This window comes from Alteromonas sp. W364, from assembly GCF_031846205.1.
GTDB classification, from domain to species: Bacteria; Pseudomonadota; Gammaproteobacteria; order Enterobacterales; family Alteromonadaceae; genus Glaciecola; species Glaciecola blandensis.
Genome location: NZ_JAVRID010000006.1, coordinates 17,454 through 38,667 on the forward strand (window position 1 = coordinate 17,454; position 21,214 = coordinate 38,667).

The 21,214-nt window shown below is 43.4% G+C and carries 20 protein-coding genes; 5 read left to right on the plus strand and 15 right to left on the minus strand.

Annotation, left to right across the window (positions count from 1 at the left end; all coding sequences use genetic code 11):
* Nucleotides 1-30: 30 nt before the first annotated feature.
* The gene (locus tag RM556_RS10730; protein WP_311362681.1) at nucleotides 31-969 is read right to left on the minus strand and encodes a flagellar motor protein MotB; all 939 of its coding nucleotides are present in this window, start codon (nucleotides 967-969) and stop codon (nucleotides 31-33) included.
* Nucleotides 969-1,730 carry a flagellar motor protein PomA gene (gene pomA / locus RM556_RS10735; RefSeq protein WP_311362682.1) on the minus strand — a complete coding sequence of 254 codons (762 nt, stop codon included), beginning with the start codon at nucleotides 1,728-1,730 and terminating at the stop codon, nucleotides 969-971. Before pomA ends, RM556_RS10730 begins: the two co-directional genes overlap by 1 nt.
* Before the next feature lie 274 nt (nucleotides 1,731-2,004).
* On the opposite strand from pomA, the gene xseB reads away from it, so the two are divergent.
* The 3 genes from xseB to dxs all read left to right on the plus strand — a co-directional run bounded on the left by xseB (nucleotide 2,005) and on the right by dxs (nucleotide 5,122).
* Nucleotides 2,005-2,238: an exodeoxyribonuclease VII small subunit gene (xseB, locus tag RM556_RS10740; protein ID WP_311362683.1), complete on the plus strand. Its 234-nt coding sequence runs from the start codon at nucleotides 2,005-2,007 to the stop codon at nucleotides 2,236-2,238.
* Nucleotides 2,239-2,244: 6 nt separating this feature from the next.
* A complete protein-coding gene (ispA, locus tag RM556_RS10745; protein WP_311362684.1) occupies nucleotides 2,245-3,135 on the plus strand; it encodes a (2E,6E)-farnesyl diphosphate synthase in 891 nt (296 codons plus the stop codon).
* 124 nt (nucleotides 3,136-3,259) lie between these two features.
* Entirely contained in the window at nucleotides 3,260-5,122 is a 1,863-nt protein-coding gene (gene dxs, locus RM556_RS10750; RefSeq protein WP_311374583.1) for a 1-deoxy-D-xylulose-5-phosphate synthase, read from the plus strand.
* 21 nt (nucleotides 5,123-5,143) lie between these two features.
* Here the strand turns inward: dxs and RM556_RS10755 are convergent, their stop codons facing one another.
* The 11 genes from RM556_RS10755 to lpxD form a co-directional block, all read right to left on the minus strand.
* Nucleotides 5,144-5,638 carry a phosphatidylglycerophosphatase A gene (locus RM556_RS10755; protein ID WP_311362686.1) on the minus strand — a complete coding sequence of 165 codons (495 nt, stop codon included), beginning with the start codon at nucleotides 5,636-5,638 and terminating at the stop codon, nucleotides 5,144-5,146.
* On the minus strand, nucleotides 5,638-6,612 hold the full coding sequence (gene thiL / locus RM556_RS10760) for a thiamine-phosphate kinase (RefSeq protein ID WP_311362687.1): 975 nt from the start codon (nucleotides 6,610-6,612) through the stop codon (nucleotides 5,638-5,640). Before thiL ends, RM556_RS10755 begins: the two co-directional genes overlap by 1 nt.
* A gap of 3 nt (nucleotides 6,613-6,615) precedes the next feature.
* Nucleotides 6,616-7,038 carry a transcription antitermination factor NusB gene (gene nusB, locus RM556_RS10765; protein ID WP_311362688.1) on the minus strand — a complete coding sequence of 141 codons (423 nt, stop codon included), beginning with the start codon at nucleotides 7,036-7,038 and terminating at the stop codon, nucleotides 6,616-6,618.
* Nucleotides 7,039-7,515, minus strand: a complete 477-nt coding sequence (gene ribE, locus RM556_RS10770) for a 6,7-dimethyl-8-ribityllumazine synthase (protein ID WP_311362689.1) — start codon at nucleotides 7,513-7,515, stop codon at nucleotides 7,039-7,041.
* Between the two features lie 69 nt (nucleotides 7,516-7,584).
* Nucleotides 7,585-8,691 (minus strand): bifunctional 3,4-dihydroxy-2-butanone-4-phosphate synthase/GTP cyclohydrolase II, encoded by a 1,107-nt coding sequence (gene ribBA, locus RM556_RS10775; protein WP_311362690.1) that lies wholly within the window; start codon nucleotides 8,689-8,691, stop codon nucleotides 7,585-7,587.
* A gap of 60 nt (nucleotides 8,692-8,751) precedes the next feature.
* On the minus strand, nucleotides 8,752-9,411 hold the full coding sequence (locus tag RM556_RS10780) for a riboflavin synthase (RefSeq protein WP_311362691.1): 660 nt from the start codon (nucleotides 9,409-9,411) through the stop codon (nucleotides 8,752-8,754).
* A gap of 28 nt (nucleotides 9,412-9,439) precedes the next feature.
* Nucleotides 9,440-10,612 (minus strand): bifunctional diaminohydroxyphosphoribosylaminopyrimidine deaminase/5-amino-6-(5-phosphoribosylamino)uracil reductase RibD, encoded by a 1,173-nt coding sequence (gene ribD / locus RM556_RS10785; protein ID WP_311374584.1) that lies wholly within the window; start codon nucleotides 10,610-10,612, stop codon nucleotides 9,440-9,442.
* Nucleotides 10,612-11,061, minus strand: a complete 450-nt coding sequence (gene nrdR, locus RM556_RS10790; RefSeq protein WP_311362693.1) for a transcriptional regulator NrdR — start codon at nucleotides 11,059-11,061, stop codon at nucleotides 10,612-10,614. Before nrdR ends, ribD begins: the two co-directional genes overlap by 1 nt.
* A 190-nt stretch (nucleotides 11,062-11,251) precedes the next feature.
* Nucleotides 11,252-12,508 (minus strand): serine hydroxymethyltransferase, encoded by a 1,257-nt coding sequence (gene glyA / locus RM556_RS10795; protein WP_311362694.1) that lies wholly within the window; start codon nucleotides 12,506-12,508, stop codon nucleotides 11,252-11,254.
* A gap of 150 nt (nucleotides 12,509-12,658) precedes the next feature.
* Nucleotides 12,659-13,510, minus strand: a complete 852-nt coding sequence (locus tag RM556_RS10800) for a zinc-dependent peptidase (protein ID WP_311374585.1) — start codon at nucleotides 13,508-13,510, stop codon at nucleotides 12,659-12,661.
* Nucleotides 13,511-13,561: 51 nt separating this feature from the next.
* Complete coding sequence (lpxD, locus tag RM556_RS10805) at nucleotides 13,562-14,581, minus strand: UDP-3-O-(3-hydroxymyristoyl)glucosamine N-acyltransferase (protein WP_311362696.1); 1,020 nt, start codon at nucleotides 14,579-14,581, stop codon at nucleotides 13,562-13,564.
* A gap of 142 nt (nucleotides 14,582-14,723) precedes the next feature.
* On the opposite strand from lpxD, the gene ettA reads away from it, so the two are divergent.
* Nucleotides 14,724-16,388 (plus strand): energy-dependent translational throttle protein EttA, encoded by a 1,665-nt coding sequence (ettA, locus tag RM556_RS10810; protein WP_311374586.1) that lies wholly within the window; start codon nucleotides 14,724-14,726, stop codon nucleotides 16,386-16,388.
* A 76-nt stretch (nucleotides 16,389-16,464) separates the two neighbouring features.
* Here the strand turns inward: ettA and RM556_RS10815 are convergent, their stop codons facing one another.
* The gene (locus RM556_RS10815) at nucleotides 16,465-17,193 is read right to left on the minus strand and encodes an alpha/beta hydrolase (protein ID WP_311362698.1); all 729 of its coding nucleotides are present in this window, start codon (nucleotides 17,191-17,193) and stop codon (nucleotides 16,465-16,467) included.
* A complete protein-coding gene (gene radA / locus RM556_RS10820; protein WP_311362699.1) occupies nucleotides 17,190-18,557 on the minus strand; it encodes a DNA repair protein RadA in 1,368 nt (455 codons plus the stop codon). The genes RM556_RS10815 and radA overlap by 4 nt, the downstream gene beginning before the upstream one ends.
* Nucleotides 18,558-18,763: 206 nt before the next feature.
* On the opposite strand from radA, the gene RM556_RS10825 reads away from it, so the two are divergent.
* Nucleotides 18,764-21,208: a PilZ domain-containing protein gene (locus RM556_RS10825; RefSeq protein ID WP_311362700.1), complete on the plus strand. Its 2,445-nt coding sequence runs from the start codon at nucleotides 18,764-18,766 to the stop codon at nucleotides 21,206-21,208.
* Nucleotides 21,209-21,214 lie beyond the last annotated feature (6 nt).

Consider the following 21,214-nt stretch of genomic DNA (forward strand, 5'->3'; position numbering starts at 1 on the left):
ATAGCCCTGGAGTCAGGGCTTTTTTAACATTTACTGTTCTGGTTCGGTGCCAGGTAATACCGAAATAGGCTCAGCATATTTCGGTTTGCCTTGCATGACTGAAATCTCGACTCGACGATTTTTGCTTCTGGCCTCAGGAGTGTCTTCTTCTTCCATTGGTTGCGTAGCTGCTTTACCAACTATTTTCATACGCGCTTCATCAAACCCTGGCGCTCTTCTTAACTCTTCTGCCACTGCAACGGCTCGCTGTGCAGATAAGTCCCAGTTAGAACGGTATAACTCGTTAGAAATGTTGATGCTGTCGCTGTGCCCGGTAACTTCTATTTCACCAGGCATTTCAGCCAGTAATTCACCAATGCTGCGTATGACCGGCTTAAATTGCGGTTGCAAGAATGCAGAGCCAGCTGAAAATGAACCGTTTTCACGAATACGAATAACGATCTGCTGTCCAAGATTTTCAACATCCACAGCACCATCTTTGATTTCCTTTTGAAGGAGATCTTCCACTTTCTTTGTGTTTTGTTCGGTTTGTTCTTTGGTGGAAGCTGACGCTGCAGCTGCCGCAACCTGATTCGCCGTTTGTGACGATTGACCGCCGCGGAAAGTACCTCTTTGTTTCTGTCTACCACCCGCATTATCTTCCTCGCCATCTTGGAAGTTCAGCATTGGCTTTGTAATTTCTTGGGTAATTTGCTGCACGGTTTCAATTGGTGTTGGGTCGGGCTTGCCTGGTCTGAACTCCATAGCAATCACACTGGTACCTTTGGGAATATCTTTTAGTTCGATTTTGTTTTGCACACCAAAAGCAAACTTCATTGAGCCCGCTATTTGTTTAAACTTCTTCACGTCCATTTCAGAGAATGAAAGTAACAGTACAAAGAAGCACATCAATAAAGACATTAAGTCAGCAAACGTCCCCATCCAAGCGGGTAGCCCTTCGGGGGGACATTTTGGGCATTCGTCATCCACTACTCTGTCTCTCCAGAAGCACGCTTACCTTCGGCGATGTAACCTTTTAGTACACCTTCAATGACACGCGGGTTTTGGCCATCAGCAATACCTAGAATACCATCCAATATAAGACTCTGGTTCAACTTTTCTTCAGCCGCTCTGACACTTAATTTAAAGGCAATTGGCAAACATACGATGTTTGCTAAGAAAGCGCCATAAAGGGTAGTTAACAATGCAACAGCCATTGCGGGACCGATTGCTTTTGGATCATCCATATTTGATAGCATGGCTACCAGACCAATCAATGTACCAATCATTCCCATTGCAGGCGCAACATCGCCCAATGATTTAAAAATAACAGAGCCAGCATCATGGCGCTCAGAAGTGTTGATAATATCTTTACCCATGGTCGTTCGGACAACGTCAACATCGTGACCATCAACTAACATGTCAACTCCCTTTTGCATAAAGGAGTTATCTATTTGCGCCTCTTCCAATGCTAAAAAGCCGCCTTTTCTAGCAGCATCTGCCATCTCAACGATCTTTTCGATCAGTTCCTCTGGGCTCTGAATTTTGAACATGAAAGCCTTTCCGGCCACCTTTCCAGCGCCAAGAAACTGAGCGAGTGGATATTGTGATAAAACAACGAAAATTGAACCACCAAAAACGATCAAGACTGAAGGTACATTGAAGAACATACCTAAATCACCGCCAAGGATCATTGCCATTAAGACAAAGCCAATTGCGCCAATCATGCCTATAAGGGTAGCTAAATCCACCTGTCGCTCCTAAAATGCCTGCTGTTTATCTGAAGAAATTCACTCGGATGTGAAGTCTACCGCCTACTTAAAAAATCGCGGTATCAAGTTTAATACCTTTGTATTTTGAACAGTTTTAAGCTGTCTATAGCGTTAACGGCAATTCCCATTAAAGCTTTATGTGTGAAGCTACATTTTATATGGAATTATCGTCAAATAGGTGGAAACTCGTTGACCTTATAAACCGCCTCAGTTATGGTTCTGCCAATGCTTTTAGAGGAAAATAATAAGTCCAATGACTGAACAAAAAACAACGTTTGAAGCGGCAATGCTAGAACTAGAACAAATTGTGACCGAGATGGAAAAAGGTGACATTCCACTGGAAGAGTCATTGAAGAAATTTGAACGCGGTATTCAACTTGCCAGGCAAAGCCAGCAGCAATTGAAAGCTGCCGAGCAAAAAGTGCAAATATTGATGCAATCGAATGGTGGCGAAAGCTTAGAAGAATTTGAAGCTGAAGAGCCATAGAACCAGATGCAAGTTCATGATATTCAAGCAGCATTGCAGCAAAGAATTGACGATAAACTGACCCAGTTCATATCTCAGCAGTGCTTAATTGCGGAAGAATTATCTGCGGCAATGCAATATAGCTTATTTGCAGGCGGGAAAAGAATGCGTCCGCTTCTACTTACTTTAGTAGGCGATATGCTAGGTGCACAAAAAGATGATTTAGATGTTGCGAGCATGGCAATTGAGTGCGTGCATGCTTATTCACTTATTCATGACGACTTGCCAGCGATGGATGATGATGCTTTACGAAGAGGCAAGCCAACAAACCATATTAAATTTGGTGAGGCAACCGCAATACTCGCAGGTGATGCCTTACAAACCTTGGCTTTTGAAATTGTGTTGAACCACCCTCTTTCAGAAAAAGCGGAGAATAAACGTTTGGAAGTAAGTCGAATTCTCGCTCATGCTTCAGGTCTTAACGGCATGTGCGCTGGCCAAAGTATCGACTTAATGGCGACTGGTAACACTATCTCACTAGATGCACTGACAGAATTACACCGTTTGAAAACAGGGGCTCTACTAGAAGCATGTGTTTCTATTGGTGCGGCTTTAGCGCCCGATGTCGATGTTCAGCACATCAGCACATTACAGAGTTATGCACGCACCATCGGTTTAGCATTTCAAGTACAAGATGATATTCTGGATGTTGTATCAGATAGCGAAACCTTAGGTAAACCGCAAGGTTCGGATTCTGAACTTGATAAAAACACCTTTGTGTCACACTTGGGCTTAGAGGGCTCTCAAAGCTTTCTGCAGAAATTACATCATGAAGCGCTACAAGCCTTACATTCGTTGCCATATGACACCGAGAACTTAGTCGCTTTTACCGATTATCTGGTGACTCGAAACAATTAGTTTCATAATTAGCGCAACAAGCACCTTTTTAGGTAAAATAATCATTAAAGCCGCAACATAATATTCGCAGAATACTGTTATAATTAGCGAAGTTGATGCAGTAACGACAGAAGACAAAACATACATGACACTAGATTTAGCTAACTACCCTAATTTGGCAAAAGCGAACATACCTGAAGAGCTAAGAAAACAGCCAAAGGAATCGCTGACCAAAATAGCCAATGAATTACGCCGCTATTTGCTTGATAGCGTCAGTCAAAGTAGTGGCCATTTCGCGTCTGGATTAGGCACAGTCGAATTAACCGTCGCTTTGCATTATGTTTACAACACCCCCTTCGATCGTCTTATTTGGGATGTGGGCCACCAAGCATATCCCCATAAAATTCTGACTGGTCGCCGTGATCGCATGACAAGCATTCGTCAAAAAGGCGGATTACACCCCTTTCCTTGGCCGCCTGAGAGTGAATACGATACTTTTGCTGTTGGACACTCATCTACTTCTATTAGTGCTGCTTTGGGCATGGCAATAGCCGCAGAAAAAGAGGACAAAGGACGTAAGGTGGTCGCAGTAATCGGCGATGGCGCTTTAACCGCAGGGATGGCATTTGAAGCTTTAAATCATGCAGGTGACATCGCTAAAGATATGGTTGTCATATTGAACGACAATGAAATGTCTATCTCGGAGAATGTCGGTGCACTGAATAGCCATTTGGCTCGTTTACTGACAGGTAACTTTTTCAATTCCATCAGAGATGGTGGCAAGAAGCTGCTAAGTACTGTCCCTCCGATCAAAGAGTTTGCGAGTCGCGCAGAAGAGCATATCAAAGGTATGGTCGTGCCTGGTACGATCTTCGAGGAACTTGGCTTTAATTACTTCGGCCCTATTGACGGACATGATGTTGCGGGCATGGTAGATACACTTTCAAACATGCGTAAAATGTCAGGCCCTAAAATTTTGCATGTCGTGACCAAGAAAGGGAAAGGCTATGAGTTAGCCGAACAAGACCCAATTAAGTGGCACGCCGTGCCTAAGTTCAATCATCTAGAGCAGAAGTTACCCAAATCAGCACCTAGCTCACCTAACTTCTCAGCCATTTTTGGTAAGTGGTTATGTGAGATGGCTGAGAAAGATGCAGACTTAATGGCAATTACCCCTGCTATGAGGGAAGGCTCTGGTATGGTTGAGTTTTCTCAGCGCTTCCCTGAACAGTATTTTGATGTAGCGATTGCAGAGCAGCACTCTGTGACTCTAGCTGCCGGTATGGCGAGAGAAGGTAAGAACGCTATTGTGGCAATTTACTCTACTTTCCTTCAACGAGCATATGACCAACTCATTCATGATGTGGCTTTGCAAAATCTACCTGTGCTCTTTGCAATTGATAGAGCCGGTCTAGTAGGTGCCGATGGACCAACACATCAGGGAGCCTTTGATATCAGCTTCTTGCGCTGTATTCCAAATATGCTCATCATGACTCCTTCCGACGAGCTTGAATGCAGAAATATGTTGTATACGGGGCATATCGCTCAACAACCAGCTGCAGTAAGGTATCCACGAGGTTCTGGCTCTGGTATCGATGCCACTGGTGAAATGGAGGCCATCGAAATTGGAAAAGCCAAGAAACTCAGCGACGGTGAGAAAGTTGCAATCCTGAATTTCGGAACGCTAATGCCATATGCGAAGGAGGCCGCAAAGGCACTTGGAGCAACCTTGGTAGATATGCGCTTTGCTAAGCCTTTAGACGAAAGCATGCTCGTAGAACTGGCTGAGCAACATACATTGTTAGTGAGCTTAGAAGACGGTGCTATTGCTGGAGGCGCTGGCAGTGCAGTAGCGGAGGCCTTATTTAAACACAAGCTCACACCAAACTTACTACAATTAGGTTTACCCGATGAGTTTGTTATGCAAGGCACTCAGCAAGAGATGTACAAAGAACTGAAAATTGATTCCGATGGTATCGTTGCGCAGGTAAAAGACTTTCTAGCCTAGACTTTAGGTACTAAAAGGAAGCTAAACTAATGGGACTGGTGTGAAATAAACAATGGCATGCAAGCATAAACATGCCATAGCCCCTGCGACGATATCATCAATCATAATACCAAACCCACCATGTACTTTTTTATCAAACACACGAATGGGCCACGGCTTTAAGATATCAAAAAAGCGAAATAGTACGAAACCCAAGACTAGAGTAATCGGTGAGATTGGCACCGCAATAAAACACACCATCATTCCGGCGATCTCATCCCAAACAATAGAGCCATGATCATGCATACGCATATCTCTCGCCGTTTTACCGCATAGGTAAATACCGACTAAAAAGCTAACTATCGTGATGCCAATAAAGGCATACAAATTAACGTAAGCCATAGCGATAAGAAGAGGAATGGCTGCCAATGACCCGAAAGTACCAGGCATTAAAGGAATTAAACCTGTACCGAAGCCTAGGGCCAAAAAGTGCACTGGATTTTTCATACTCACTCTTGCGCGAAGTACTTTATCCATTAGGAGAAGTGCTCAAAACCTTTTGCCGAGGCAGAAAACTTAAAAGGCTTTTCATCAATTCTAAGATCAACTTTACCTACTGCTCCGGTCACTTGACCTATGCAGGTCACGGGTATGTCATAGCTTGATAGGGCTGTTTCTATATTCACTCTTTGTTCTTCCGGTACAGTGAATAAGAGTTCGTAATCATCACCAGCGGTGGCTGCGTAAGTGATTGCGTCAAGCAGATTATCAACATTTTCACCCAAGGCTTCTGAAATAGGTAGTTTATCAAGATGAATAAGAACACCTACTTGAGAGGCCGCTGTAATATGTTGTATGTCTTGTACAAGCCCATCTGACAAATCTATGCATGAGCTTGCAATACGACGCATCGTAGTGCCAGCTAGGACTCTTGGTGTAGGATACCAATGACGGTTCTTTAGGTAAGACGCTTGTTCAAGGTTTTCCACTTGGCGCAAACCTTTCAATATATCAAGACCGACGCCTGCATCACCTAAGCATCCCGTAACCATTATCCAATCACCCGCCTGCGCGCCAGCACGAGTGATTTGATTGTCCTCTGGTATAAAACCTTGGGCTGTTAGGGTAATACTCAAAGGGCCTTGGACAGTATCACCACCAATTAGTTGAAAAGAAAAATATTCACTCAAACTGTGCAGCTTCTCTGAGAAAGCCTTTATCCATGCTGGATCAATTTGTGGTAGTGATAAAGACAAACTCACCCATGCAGGCTCTGCGCCCATCGCTGATAAATCGCTTAAATTTACCGCGACGAGTTTATGAGCAATGGCTTCTGGTTGAGTACCAGCAAGAAAATGTACACCTTCAACCATGGTATCCGTTGTGGTCACTAAACACTGTCCACTTGGTACTCTGGTGACAGCAGCATCATCGCCGATACCGATCAAGACATCTTTACGCTGAAAACCACCTTTCGAAAAGTGATTTGATATTAAGTCAAATTCTTTCAAAATTTAGCTTCTTTCGCCTTTTCTTAATGTCTTCACTGCTTTATCTAAAACACCATTGATGAATTTGTGACTTTCTTCTGCACCAAACGTTTTGGCTAGTTCGATAGATTCATTGATCACCACTTTGAATGGTGTGTCGAAACGCTCTAACAACTCTAGCGTGGATAATCGCAAAATGGCTTTCTCAACTGGGTCTAACTCTTCTGGCAAACGACCAAGATAAGGCTTAATGGCTGTATCAAGTTCTTCAGTCCGCTGAGCAACACCGCGAAGTAGCGCTTGAAAATAGTCCATATCGACTTTGCTCATGTCGTTTGTAGTGGCAATACCTAATTCGATTTGCTCAATTGGATTGCCACTCATTTGCCAACCGTACAGGCCTTGTACAGCGAGTTCTCTAGCCTTGCGGCGAGCTGCAGGTTTCACTTATTTTGCCTCTTCGATAGCACTAATAACGTTAACCATTTCTAGCGCGCTTAAAGCAGCTTCAGAACCTTTATTTCCGGCTTTGGTACCCGAGCGTTCAATAGCTTGTTCGATGCTGTCGGTGGTAATGACACCAAACGCTACTGGAATACCAGCATCAAGCGATACTTGAGCAAGGCCTTTATTACATTCACCAGCAACGAAATCGAAATGAGGCGTCCCACCGCGTATAACCGCACCTAAAGCGATAATACCGTCGTATTGTTTCTTTTCTGCGAGCTTTTTAGCAACAATAGGTAATTCGTAAGCACCAGGTACACGAACAACAGTGATGTCATCTGTATTCACTTCGCCATGACGGTCTAAAGTGTCAAGTGCACCATCTAATAAGCTCTCTACTACAAAGCTATTAAAACGCGCAACGACAATTGCAAATTTCTTACCTGTCGCTCGGATGTTACCTTCAATTTCTATCATTTTTGCTCTCCAAAAAAATCGGCGCGAAGTATATCATAAGTCGCTCGGAAAATATTCGTTTAAAAAGGGTTATTTTTCATCATACACATATTCAACGACCTCTAGGCCAAAGCCCGATAGTGCCGAATATTTAATTGGTTTACTTAACAAGCGCATTTTCTTTATCCCTAAGCTGGCTAAGATTTGACTCCCAACACCAACGGTACGAGAAGAACCTTGCCAAGCTTTGCCTTGCGCTACCTCATCATTGTCTTCGGCTTGAAACTGTTTAACTTGCGATACAATATCTTCTTTCTTACCTAGCAATACCAAAACCCCGCCTTCATCATTAATTCGCTGCATTGAGGCTGATAGGGGCATAGAGCGATTAACCGCTCTGGTAGAACTTAAAAGATCGCTGAGTGTGTTGTGTAAATGCACTCTTACCAGTGTTGGTTCATCTTCTTTGATGTCACCTTTTTTCAAGGCAAAATGAATTTGCTCATCGATAACATCTTTAAAGGTAATCAGCTCAAAATCGCCATAGGCAGTTGGAAGCTGGCAAGTGGCCACCTTTTCTATGGTCGTTTCGTTTAAGTTTCGATATTCAATCAAATCGGCAATCGTACCAATTTTCAAATCATGCTTTTTAGCAAACACCTCTAACTCTGGTCTGCGCGCCATCGTGCCATCTTCATTCAAAATTTCGACAATGACAGATGCGGGTTCGCAGCCCGCTAACCTGGCCAAGTCGACACCGGCTTCAGTATGACCAGCACGATTTAAGACGCCACCTTCTTTAGCAATCAAAGGAAAGATGTGACCGGGTTGCACAATATCTTTTGCTTCAGCTGTTTTACTCACTGCAGCCAGCACAGTGCGCGCTCTATCTGCGGCAGATATTCCGGTTGTAACACCCTCTGCAGCTTCGATTGACACTGTAAAGTTAGTTGAGAATTGAGCATTGTTATTGTCTACCATCAAGGGCAACTTGAGCAATTTGCAGCGCTCAGCTGTCATGGGTAAACAAACTAGGCCTCTGGCGTGCGTGACCATGAAGTTAATTGCTTCAGGAGTAACATGTTCACCAGCCATGATGAGATCGCCCTCGTTTTCGCGATCTTCGTCATCCATCAAGATAACCATTTTACCTTGTTTGATATCTTCAATTATCTCTTGGGTTGTGTTTAAAGCCATCTTTGCTCTCTTCGTGTTTGTGTTGTGTGTTTTGGTACGTTATTTTTTGTGTTTATGGCGCTACTTTAAGTAACCATGTTCGGCTAAAAATGACATGCTGATATCAGACTTTTCAGCATCCGCCGCTTTATCGCCTAGCATTAAACGTTCTAAGTAGCGTGCCACGACGTCTACTTCTAGGTTTACTTTGGTTCCCTTTTTGTACTCACCTATAATTGTTTCTTGCAGAGTGTGTGGGATTAACCAGAGCATAAATGCGGCTCCCTTGACTTCATTTACAGTCAGGCTAACACCGTCTACCGTAATGGAGCCTTTGTGGGCGATATATTTTGCAAGCTCATCTGGCGCTTTCACCCATACTTCTACGTATCTCTGGTGATCATTAACTTCGATGACTTCTCCCACCCCGTCAACGTGACCACTAACAATATGCCCACCAAAGCGCGTATCTGCTCGCATGGCTTTTTCTAAATTCACCTTACTCCCATTCGAGTAGTTAGCAAATCCAGTATATTTTATTGTCTCAGCCGACACATCAACACTGTAATAATGTTCACCAAAGTCGACGACCGTCAGGCAGACCCCATTTGTCGCAATACTATCACCTAATGCGACATCGCTCATATCGAGCTTGCCCGTCTCAACGGTCAAGCGTATGTCATCTCCATGATTAACCAGAGACTTAATCGTGCCTAAGGCCTCTATAATGCCGGTAAACATATTTCTAATCCTTATCTTCTATTGCTTGCTAGCTTTTAACTCTAAATCGCCGCTTTAGATCGTTTCCAAGCTGAGTTATTTCTAATGACTCTAGAGCGATCGCATCATCGAGCTCGGTTAGACTGTGAATATTAATTGTACCCTTCGCTTTATTTCCCAATAACATGGGTGCTTGATACAAGACAAATTCATTCACTAAACCCTGTTCAAATAGCGCGCCGCACAAGCTGGACCCGGCTTCCGTCCAAATACGATTAATTTGCAAAGCAGCCAGGTTATTCATAACTTCTTTTAAATCTACAAAATCGCCTTTCTTATTGAGCTGTATTTGCTGACAATTGGCTTCTTTAAGTTGTGGGTTATGTTCAGTATTAAATACTAAGACCTCTTGGCCATCATTAAACAGATTGTAGCGACTATTTAAACGATTCTTACCATCGATTATCACTCGCAAAGGCTGCTTTTGTCTTTTTGAAAAGCGCGTTTTTGTGGTTTCTTGTAATTCAGCTTCGCGCACGTTCAATTGAGGATCATCCGCAATGATTGTATCCGCACCACTCAAAATAGCACAAGCACTGGCTCTTTCCTGCTGCACATCTAAGCGTGATTCTGAACTAGTGATCCACTTGCTTTTACCATTCTCTAGGGCAGTTCTGCCGTCCAAACTACACGCAAGCTTTACGCAAACCCAAGGTAGATGATGTTGCATACGATAATTGAAGGCGACATTCATATCTGTTGCTAAGGTGTCCATTAAACCGGTTTCAACAATAATGCCAGCCTCGCGTAACATCGCGACGCCTCGATTTTTCACTAAGGGGTTAGTGTCGATACTGGCGATGACAACACGCCCAACTTTTGCTTCAATCAATGCATTTGCACAAGGTGGTGTGCGGCCAGTGTGGCTGCAAGGTTCAAGTGTAACGTAGACAGTAGAACCATCGGTTGGAGGCGGCTCTGATGACTGCTGCGCTGAACTGGCAGCTCCTTGATGCGGTGTAAAGCCAGCATCAATAAGGGCATTGACTTCAGCGTGTCCCTGACCTGCTTTTTGATGATAGCCCTTGCCCAACAGAACGCCATCGGCACTCACTATCACGCATCCCACCATAGGATTAGGTGTTGTTGAGAACCTTCCTTTGCGCGCCAATTGAATTGCTAGCGCCATCCATTTTGCGTCACTTGCAGAAAACTGGGGCATTAGTCACCTAATTTTGCGATTTCTTCACCAAATTCACGTATGTCTTCAAAGGAGCGATAAACCGACGCAAATCTTACATAGGCGACTTTATCAAGCTCTTTGAGAGCATCCATAATTAGGCTTCCAACCAACTCACTATTAATTTCTCGTTCGCCCGTAGCTCGTAAAGCGGATTTTATCCTCACAATACAGTTCTCAACTTGTTCAGTGCTTACTGGCCTTTTTTCTAAGGCTCGTTGTAAGCCAGCGCGCAGTTTATCCTCATTAAATGGCTCTCTTGAACCATCTCTTTTGACCACTCGCGGCATTACTAGCTCAGCAATTTCGAAGGTCGTATAGCGCTCATGACACTCAAGGCACTGACGACGTCTACGCACCTGAGCTCCGTCTGCAACTAAACGCGAATCGATAACTTTGGTTTCCTGTGCGGAACAAAATGGACAAAACATGTAGATAAACTCCCTGCTAACCGCATAAATTAGCGGTGCAACCAAATATCTGCTTAGAGAGAACAGCTTGTGTTTCTCTAAGACTTAAAAACAGAAAAACCGGACTAGTCCGGTTTTTCAATTAGCTAGCTTGTGCGCATTATAGCAATAAAAACAATACTGTGCCGCACAAAGACCCGAGTGTTTTTACTTAGGCATAAACAGGGAAGCGTTCACATAATTCAACGACTTCTGCTTTCACTTTAGTAATGACCGAATCATCACCCATATTATCTAAAACATCACATATCCAGCTTGCGACTTGTCCAGCTTCGGCTTCCATAAAACCTCTGCGTGTAATAGCAGGAGTCCCGATTCGCAAACCGCTGGTAACGAATGGTGAACGCGGATCATTTGGCACTGAATTCTTATTCACAGTAATATTTGCATTGCCCAAAGCAGCATCTGCGTCTTTACCTGTGATGTCTTTATCAATAAGGTCTAACAAGAATAAATGGTTGTCAGTGCCATTCGACACAATGTTATATCCACGTTCTTGCATAACCGCAACCATTGCTTTTGCATTTTTAAGCACTTGTTGTTGATAAGACTTGAACTCTGGCTCAAGCGCTTCTTTAAAGGCAACCGCTTTAGCAGCGATCACGTGACACAAAGGCCCGCCTTGGTTACCTGGGAATACAGAGCTGTTGAACTTTTTGTACAAGGCTTCATCACCACAAGCAGACAAGATGAGACCACCGCGAGGACCCGCTAAGGTTTTATGCGTCGTTGTTGTAACTACATGTGCGTGTGGAAGTGGGCTTGGGTAAACACCTGCTGCGACTAAACCAGCAACGTGAGCCATATCAACCAATAGGTAAGCACCCACTTTATCCGCTATCTCGCGGAAGCGAGCCCAATCGACGATACCAGAGTAAGCTGAAAAACCACCAATGATAAGTTTAGGCTTGTGTTCGATAGCCAAAGCTTCAACCTGATCATAATCGATAATACCTGTTTCTGGGTGCAAACCGTACTGAACCGCATTGTACGTTTTACCCGAAAAGTTAACATGAGAACCATGGGTCAAGTGACCACCGTCTGAAAGGCTCATACCCAAAACAGTATCATTTGCTTCGATGAGTGCCATGAATACTGCAGTGTTCGCTTGTGAACCCGAATGAGGCTGAACGTTTGCGTAATCACAATCAAACAATTGCTTCGCTCTTTCAATCGCCAAATCTTCAGCAATATCGACAAACTCACAACCACCGTAATAACGCTTACCAGGGTAACCTTCAGCATATTTGTTCGTTAGTTGAGAACCTTGAGCTTCCATAACACGTGGGCTGCAATAGTTTTCTGATGCAATTAACTCAATGTGATGTTCTTGACGTTGATTTTCTTTTTCGATTGCGGCTGCTAATTCTGGGTCGAATTCGCCTATGTTCATGTTACTAGATAGCATGCGGTTCTCCTGCTGAGCCTTAACTGCGGGTACTTTTTTCAAGGTCGATATTTTAAGCATTTTGACGCACTTGTATAGCGCTTTATTGGAATTAAATATACTTAAACGTAAAGCGCAGTCGTAGTGGGTTTTACGACTCAGTTTCTTTGACTAACTTGTGGGTAGGCAACAGCGCTTATACTTCTTCGCGCTGCCGCAGGGGCAAGGCGCATTTCGTTTTGGCTGCAAGTCTTGTTCAATTTGCAAAATATCCTGCTGATAGAATTTTTCTAGCTTTTCAAATAAGTGAGGGTGTTTTTTCTTGAGCATTTTAGGTCGCTCAAAAAAGTATTCAGAGGCAACGGCAAAAAACTCAGCTCTATTGGTCGCTCCATAATCACGAATATTACTCTTTCGTGCGTGAATAGCTTCAATTTTCTCACCGACTAATTCAAACCAAGGGATCGAAAATGAATGCGCTTTTAAACGCTCAGGATAGCCATCACATTCACCGTCCATCATATCGATAAGATGAACAAACTCATGGATACCCACATTTTGTTTGTCTTGGGTATTTTCAAAACCAAGATACAGAGCAGGACGGCTGAGGACGAGTTTATTGGCCATTCGACCAGTCCCAACCATACCGGTAATAAGAGAGTCAGGCCGACCAAATTCTATATTTTCATTAAATGCGGCAGGCAACAGATACACTGTTTTCAAGTTAAAATAATGCCACTGCTTAAATCCCCAAACGGGAATGATTGCGCTCGCTGCTACCAACAGACGATCATTATCGCTAACCACAAGTTGTCCCCCTTCAATCGCTGTTGTGCTAAGAAAAAGAAGCACACGCTGATTGAACAACAGTCTATCCTCAGCATGAAGGACGCGATAAAAGGCCACTTTTGCAAGCAAAAACTCAGTCCATTCTGGCTGCCAAGCTGTCGGGGGACTACTTTCTGCTATCTCTTTTCGAGAAGAAGAAAATAATGTAAGCAGTGATTTTATCCAAGCAAGCATGTCCATTCCCTTTGCGAACCAATATTGAAACGCCTGTCACCTAAGCTTGTTCTACTTTTGTAGATTTTCCAAGGTTTTCACTCGATCAACGAGTTTGTCGATCTGTCTCAATCTGACCGTGTTGCGTTGCCAATCTCGATTGCTTTGTACTGGCATACCGGAAGAATACACACCTGGCTCCGTAATCGACTTTGTCACCATACTAAAGCCAGTAATTTGTACTTTATCGCAGATATCGATGTGCCCATTAATTACGCAAGTGCCTGCCACCACGACATATTTACCAATATTGGCGCTACCAGCAATGCCGGTGCCGCCGCAAATACATGAGTGATCTCCAATAGTCACGTTGTGCGCTATTTGGACTAAATTATCAATAATCACGTCTCTACCAATAATGGTATTGTCGAGTGCGCCTCTGTCAATACAAGTATTGGCACCTATCTCACAATCATCACCGATCACTACCGTTCCAGTTTGTGGGATCTTTACCCAAGTGCCTTTGTCATTGGCATAGCCAAATCCATCTGATCCAATGACTGTGCCGCTATGAATGGATACTCGGTTGCCAATGTCAACTCTATGGTAAAGGGTCACATTTGCTCGCAAGTGCAAATCATCACCAATCTGTGCTTCTTCACCAATGTATGAGTTCGCTCCGATTCGCGCATTGTCGCCAATGCGAACATTTTTATCGATGACAACGCCCGCTGCGATACTTGCGTTACTCCCAATAGTCGCGGTTTCATGAACGCTAGCTAGAGGTGAAATGCCAGCAGCTTGAACTGGCGTTGAATCTAGCAATTGCGCCGCTTTGGCAAAAGCAACATAAGGATCACTGTGAATAATTTTATCTACTTGGCAATGCTCGGCATCATCAGCTTTCAGAATAACAGCGCTGGCTTTAGTCTCAGACAAAACGGTTTTATATTTGCTGTTTGATAGAAAAGATAGTTGGCCTGAACTAGCGCCTTCTAATGTGCCCATGCTATGAATTGTCGTGTTAGGATCGCCCTGTAATTCGCCACCAATTTGGTCTACAAGTGCTTGTAAAGTGAAAGACTTTGGCATAGTTGTCCTTTTTCTTATTTTATTACTGATGAAGCTTGAATTTTTTGCGATGATATCACAGATATTTGCTAGCACTTAGTTTGTAATGTCCTTACAATCCCCAATATAAATGCAGCACAACTTTTCAATAGAGAGAATCAATATGGCTCAATATGTATATAGTATGCATAGAGTGGGGAAAATCGTCCCACCAAATCGTCAAATTTTAAAGAACATCTCCCTTAGCTTCTTCCCAGGAGCAAAAATCGGTGTTTTAGGTCTCAATGGTTCAGGTAAATCTACCCTACTTCGCATCATGGCTGGATTAGATACCGAAATTGAAGGTGAAGCCATCCCTCAACCCGATCTAAAAATTGGTTACTTACCACAAGAGCCTCAGCTCGATGAGAGCAAAGACGTACGTGGCAACATTGAAGAGGCCGTTGCAGATGTTGCTCATGCCTTGAAACGTCTTGATGAAATTTATGCCGCCTATGCTGAACCTGACGCAGACTTTGATGCCCTTGCTAAAGAACAGGGAGAAATGGAAGCGATCATTCAAACCAAAGATGGTCATAATTTAGAGAATGCACTAGAGCGCGCGGCTGACGCACTTCGCTTGCCACCTTGGGATGCAGATGTGAGCAAACTTTCAGGTGGTGAAAAGCGCCGAGTTGCCTTGTGTCGCCTGCTCTTAGAAAAACCCGAAATGTTGCTGCTAGATGAGCCAACAAACCACTTGGACGCTGAATCTGTTGCATGGTTAGAACGTTTCCTACATGACTATGAAGGAACCGTAGTCGCTATTACCCATGATAGGTACTTCTTAGATAATGTGGCTGGCTGGATACTTGAGCTTGACCGTGGCCAAGGTATTCCTTGGGAAGGTAACTATTCAAGTTGGTTGGAGCAAAAAGACGCTCGATTACAGCAAGAAGAACGTACTGAGAATGCTCGTCAGAAATCGATTAAACAAGAACTAGAATGGGTCCGCAGTAACCCTAAAGGTAGACAAGCAAAAAGCAAGGCAAGAATGAGCCGTTTCGAAGAGTTAAACACAGGCGACTATCAAAAACGAAACGAAACCAATGAATTATTTATTCCACCAGGCGAACGTCTTGGCGACAAAGTCATTGAAGTGACGAATTTAAAGAAATCATATGGCGATCGCCTCCTGATTGACGATTTGAGTTTTAAAATACCGAAAGGTGGGATTGTAGGTATTATTGGACCGAATGGTGCAGGTAAATCTACCTTATTCCGCATGCTAACAGGTCAGGAAACACCTGATTCAGGAAATATCGATATTGGTGACAGTGTGCAGTTGGCTAGTGTTGACCAGTTTCGTGATCACATGGATGGCAATCAAACAGTTTTCAATGAAATATCTGACAGCCAAGACATCATTAAAATTGGTAACTTTGAAATCAATAGCCGCGCATACTGCAGTCGCTTCAACTTTAAAGGAACCGATCAGCAGAAATTTGTAAAAGATCTGTCTGGTGGTGAGCGAAACCGAGTTCATCTAGCGAAGTTATTAAAAGCGGGCGGTAATGTACTCTTACTCGATGAGCCAACCAACGATCTCGATGTTGAAACCTTGCGAGCCCTAGAAAACGCTATCTTAGAGTTCCCAGGTTGTGTCATGGTAATTTCGCATGACCGTTGGTTCCTAGACAGAGTGGCTACTCACATTATGGATTATCGTGATGAAGGGAAAATTAACTTCTACGAGGGTAACTATAATGAATACGAAGCATGGCTGAAGGCCACTTATGGCCAAGACGTGGTTGAACCCCATCGTCTAAAATACAAAAGCATTAGCTAACACAGAAAAAAGGCCGCAATCGCGGCCTTTTTTACGTTCAATCACCAAGTTCTGGCGTCAGTGCTATTCGATTTGTTTAGCCTTTAAATGTCTTACTTAAGGCTAGCGCTAATTGTTTACTTTTTTCAAGCGGTAGCATATGCCCCGCGCCTTCAATCACGGTAGTTTGTATTTGACGAGAAAGTGAAGCATGAGACAAACACTGCTTTGGTGAAGCAATTTTGTCGTGCTCACCGAGTATGAAATGAACTGGAATTTGCAAATTCGCTAAGGCATCTAATACATTTTTGCGCTCGCTAGTGGCTTCAGTTTGAGTAGCTAAAGTAGCTGGCCCTAGGTCGTCGGACATTGCTTTAATAGTAGAAGAAAGCTCGGTGTCGTCAGCGTTATTTTGGTGCAGCATAAAGTTAATGCGTGCTTGCGTCATTCCCTTGTACTGTTTCTTTTTGATACTTTGAAGTAGCAGTTTACGTTGTTCCAATTCACTGTTTCCTAAGGCTGTTCCTGAACTGCTGACCATACTCAACGAAGCCACCTTACGCTTTGACTTATCCTTTACTATATTTGCTTCTTGGATCGCAGTTAATGCCGCGATATACCCCCCCATTGAATAACCAACTAAGTGCACTGGTTCATCGAAATAGGCGAGTCTATCCATGCTCAAAGATTGCATTTGAGCTAAGTTTTCTGCCCATTGCAATGGCACAAAAGCCTTGTTGTTTAACGCTAATTCAGACCATAACGGCATGAAAACTCGCTCATCACACAAAGTCCCAGGGAAGAAAATGACTGGAGACTGACTCATAAGGCTTCCAACGCTTCTGACAGGCGACTCACGGGAACCACTTCGATTCCGGGGATTTTTTGTTTTGGCATATTTCCTTTCGGAACGATTGCGCGTTTAAAACCATGTTTTGCGGCCTCTGTAATTCTTTCCGTACCATTCGGCACCGGGCGGATTTCGCCAGATAAACCGACTTCCCCAAAGGCAATCAACTCTTTTTGTAAGGTGTAATTGCGGAAACTCGACACCATGGCCAATAATAAGGCTAAATCAGCGCCAGTCTCATTTATTTTGACACCGCCCACTACGTTGACAAAAACATCTTGATCGTTCATTTGCACGTTGCCATGTCGATGCATCACAGCGAGTAACATCGCTAAACGGTTTTGGTCTGAGCCCACTGCGACCCTGCGTGGATTTGAGAGTTGTGAATAATCAACTAAAGCCTGGATTTCAACCAGCAAAGGCCTTGTGCCTTCCCAGATTGTCATTACGATACTGCCGGGAGACGAGGCTTCTTCTCTATTTAAAAAAATGGCAGAAGGATTTGAAACTTCTTTCATACCCCGCTCGGTCATACCAAAAACACCCAGTTCGTTAACTGCACCAAAGCGATTCTTTGTGCCGCGCAGTGTGCGAAAACGACTGTCACTTTCACCTTCCAGCATCATCGAGCAATCAATACAATGCTCTAGGACTTTTGGACCGGCAAGACTTCCATCTTTTGTTACATGGCCAACTAAAAACATTGCAATATGATGCTGCTTAGCAAAACGAGTTAATGCCGCGGCACTTTCTCTTACTTGTGACACACCACCAGGGGCAGACTGTATATCACTCATGTGCATCACTTGAATCGAATCAATAACCATTATCGAAGGCTTATGCTGGAGCGCCAGTTGACAAATAGTGTCGACATTTGTCTCGGCTAATAATTTGAGCTTATCATCTGGCAGTTGCAGTCTTTTGGCGCGCATGGCCACCTGTTGCAATGATTCCTCACCCGTCACATACAGCGTTGAATTGGTTTTCGCTAACAAGCACATCACTTGTAATAATAAGGTACTTTTACCTGCGCCTGGCGAACCGCCAATTAACATCGCCGAGCCTGGCACAATTCCGCCACCTAATACTCGGTCAAGTTCTTTAAAGCCGGAAGAAAAGCGCGGTAATGCTGCTAGGTCTATCTCATTGAGCACTTCTACTTTAGCGGCAGTAATGCCAGAGTAACCACCTCTGCCGGTAGGGACACCTTTGGTTGGCGAGTTTTCGATAACAATCTCTGAAAGCGTATTCCATTCTCTACAATCATTGCACTGGCCTTGCCAGCGTGGGTGTTCAGAGCCACATTCATTGCATACAAAAGCCGTTTTTCTTTTTGCCATTTACTAATTATCTTCCAAGGAGTATGTTTGCGTTTAGCGCTTGATTTAAAGCCTATTATGTTAGCTCAATTCACTCTAAAAATCTGTTTAGCTTTAGCGTAAATTGCCGATAATCTCATTTAAGGCGAGAAAAAATATCAGGCTTATTTATGCAGTGAGCTTAACCTAAATTACAATAATATCTAGGGCCTACAGTCTAGGAATACATGTCTAACGAACTTTCTGAATATCGAGCATTGATAAATAAGCTAGCCCCCATGTTGGAGCAAGCCGCGTTCAAGCGCCTGTTCGAGGATGTTACGAAAGACCTCAGCAATGAAAAGCGTTTTCTGATCAAAATGGAAATTCAACGCTTAGCCAAACCGTGTCTGCGCGTATTGGACTTGCGTTCAAAGGTTCCACAACCTTGTGAGTTTGTTACCTATAAAGGTATCACACACTACCTTGATGCTAAATCAAGCAAGTTGTTTGAAGAACAGACGCGTGCATATGGCAAATATACTTTTGGCGTATACGAAGCTGTGCTGGCATTAGCTGAACAACAATCACACCACACTTCCGTATTTAATCATTTAGTCTCCAATGAACAAGTATCACCGACCGACAGGAATGGCACGCAATACTTGGCTGAAACAGAGCCACTTTTAGATATCGCCCACCGCTATGAAGAGCGCATGAATTTCGTGGTTCTTGTAGAAGTTTTCCTGCCTGACAATCAGAGCTTTTTTGCAACGACAGTCGACATTAGTTTGCACGGTTTAAAACTCAAGTTAAAAGAAGCAAGTCAGATACATGCCCTACAGGAAAACACGACATTGAGTGTGATATTCCGAGGTTTTAGTGCTGATTCTGATTTACGAAAAACGGCAGTTGAGTATCAACTAGTCCAGATTACAGGGCAAGAAGAGCAAGCTCGGCTGCATTTAGAGCGGGATCATAATAGGTATCCGAGCTTATTTGACGACTATTTAAGAAAGCTCATAAAAACGAACAAACGTCGTTATAAGGTCAATCTTGACAATGTTGTTGCTGCGATTGAAAACAAAATATATGAACAAGCGTTTAGCAGCACGGCACCCGGACTACCGGTGTTTATTGATACACAAGACAAAGATGAGCCAGTCGCTAAGTTTGCCTGTGTTAATGGTAGCAACAAGGAAATCTTAGATTACTGGCTTGACGAGGATGATGAGCAAAACATCGGTTTTTTACTCAACTCAAGTCGGTTAAACACCTTGTTCGGATCTTATCCCTCAGCGTCAAGCCTATGGGTTTATGCATTTACTCATATAAAAGATGGCAAAATCTACTTCTATTCCGCAACGACAAATGAATTAGACGCAAATCCAGAGTTGAAATCCGTATTTTTAAGTTATGCGTCTCGCCGCGTTAGCTGGCGAGTTTATCGTTTGAGTTATGATGTCGTCGATCCAAAAATGGCGCATGTACCGACCTCACTTCCCAACGGTATTAATAAAAAAATAGATCGTTTAAATAAAAAGATTTCGCCACGACTCGAATCCAAACTGCAACACATTACCACTATGATAACCGTCTCGGATGTTTCGCACTTAGTTGGTCAGCAGTGTTACCAAAAAATTGAACTTGAGCGTGATAAAGTGAAAGAACTCGCTGTATTTGGTCACCCAAGAAACAAACCACCAGAACCTGTACTATCTTTTCGATACAAGCAACAGGAGTTGCGTAAAGAGACACGTTACAAACTGCGCTCATCCGTTGAGTTATCCACTTATTCAGATACCATAAGCGGCATCAGCGAAGACTGTTCGGTCAGTGGCTTAAAGATTGAACTAGACTTACCCTATGAACAACGCATCAATTCGCGCGTGAGTGTTTCGTTTCCCAAATTACAAAAGAAAACAACTCAGTTCGTACTTGAAGATTTAAAATATCGAGTTAGACATATCAGTTACGATAAACTTGTACTCCATTTAGAGGCGATATCGGAACACGAGTTAAGTGTGGCAGAACAATTTTTCACCGCGTTAATCGAGAATAACAAAGACAAATTAAAAACCATCAGTAATGAGGAAACTGTGCCGGGTATGGGACATGCACTAAGATGTTTGCATGCAAAACATAGCAGCGAATTTTGTGCATTTATTGGTAAACAGAAGGGCAGCTATTACCCACTGAGAGTTATTTTTGAAAATCGCAACGCAGCTTGGGCTGCTTTGCTGAAACATCAACGACCAAGCCCAAAATTGAATCTTTCGTGGCTATTTCAAGATAAACATAAGAGCAATGCTTTTGTGCGCGATGCGCTGAGAACACTGCGGGTCGATTCACGCCCAACGCAAGCTGAGCTATATGTTGCTTATGACCCGCGCAACCATGATATTGAAAATGCGATCACTGCGCATTGGGAAAATGAACTAGCAACACATCGCTCCAAGTTACAATTTATAAAAGCAGCACGCGAACGCGGTGAGTTTTTTGCGTTTAGCGTGTTTATTAACAAGAGCGCTCGCCCTGATGTGTCGCTCTTAGAACAAGAACTTAGCTACTTAACTCGCTACGCAGTGCATAAAGCGAAGCTACTTGAGGAGTACATGTGGGATATTTCTGGCCAAGTCTTCTTGAGCGATATCACCGACGAGTTTTTATTCCGATATCAAGTGCACAAATAAGCACCA

Excerpts from the sequence above, each read along its gene's own strand:
- RM556_RS10825 (WP_311362700.1), top strand. The coding sequence starts at position 18,764 with ATGTCTAACGAACTTTCTGAATATCGAGCATTGATAAATAAGCTAGCC.
- RM556_RS10780 (WP_311362691.1), bottom strand. The coding sequence starts at position 9,411 with ATGTTTACCGGCATTATAGAGGCCTTAGGCACGATTAAGTCTCTGGTT.
- lpxD (WP_311362696.1), bottom strand. The coding sequence starts at position 14,581 with ATGCCAAAGTCTTTCACTTTACAAGCACTTGTAGACCAAATTGGTGGC.
- xseB (WP_311362683.1), top strand. The coding sequence starts at position 2,005 with ATGACTGAACAAAAAACAACGTTTGAAGCGGCAATGCTAGAACTAGAA.
- RM556_RS10800 (WP_311374585.1), bottom strand. The coding sequence starts at position 13,510 with ATGCTTGCTTGGATAAAATCACTGCTTACATTATTTTCTTCTTCTCGA.
- RM556_RS10755 (WP_311362686.1), bottom strand. The coding sequence starts at position 5,638 with ATGGATAAAGTACTTCGCGCAAGAGTGAGTATGAAAAATCCAGTGCAC.
- ribE (WP_311362689.1), bottom strand. The coding sequence starts at position 7,515 with ATGATAGAAATTGAAGGTAACATCCGAGCGACAGGTAAGAAATTTGCA.
- ettA (WP_311374586.1), top strand. The coding sequence starts at position 14,724 with ATGGCTCAATATGTATATAGTATGCATAGAGTGGGGAAAATCGTCCCA.
- RM556_RS10815 (WP_311362698.1), bottom strand. The coding sequence starts at position 17,193 with ATGAGTCAGTCTCCAGTCATTTTCTTCCCTGGGACTTTGTGTGATGAG.
- glyA (WP_311362694.1), bottom strand. The coding sequence starts at position 12,508 with ATGCTATCTAGTAACATGAACATAGGCGAATTCGACCCAGAATTAGCA.
- ribBA (WP_311362690.1), bottom strand. The coding sequence starts at position 8,691 with ATGGCTTTAAACACAACCCAAGAGATAATTGAAGATATCAAACAAGGT.
- radA (WP_311362699.1), bottom strand. The coding sequence starts at position 18,557 with ATGGCAAAAAGAAAAACGGCTTTTGTATGCAATGAATGTGGCTCTGAA.
- ribD (WP_311374584.1), bottom strand. The coding sequence starts at position 10,612 with ATGCCCCAGTTTTCTGCAAGTGACGCAAAATGGATGGCGCTAGCAATT.
- dxs (WP_311374583.1), top strand. The coding sequence starts at position 3,260 with ATGACACTAGATTTAGCTAACTACCCTAATTTGGCAAAAGCGAACATA.
- nrdR (WP_311362693.1), bottom strand. The coding sequence starts at position 11,061 with ATGTTTTGTCCATTTTGTTCCGCACAGGAAACCAAAGTTATCGATTCG.
- ispA (WP_311362684.1), top strand. The coding sequence starts at position 2,245 with ATGCAAGTTCATGATATTCAAGCAGCATTGCAGCAAAGAATTGACGAT.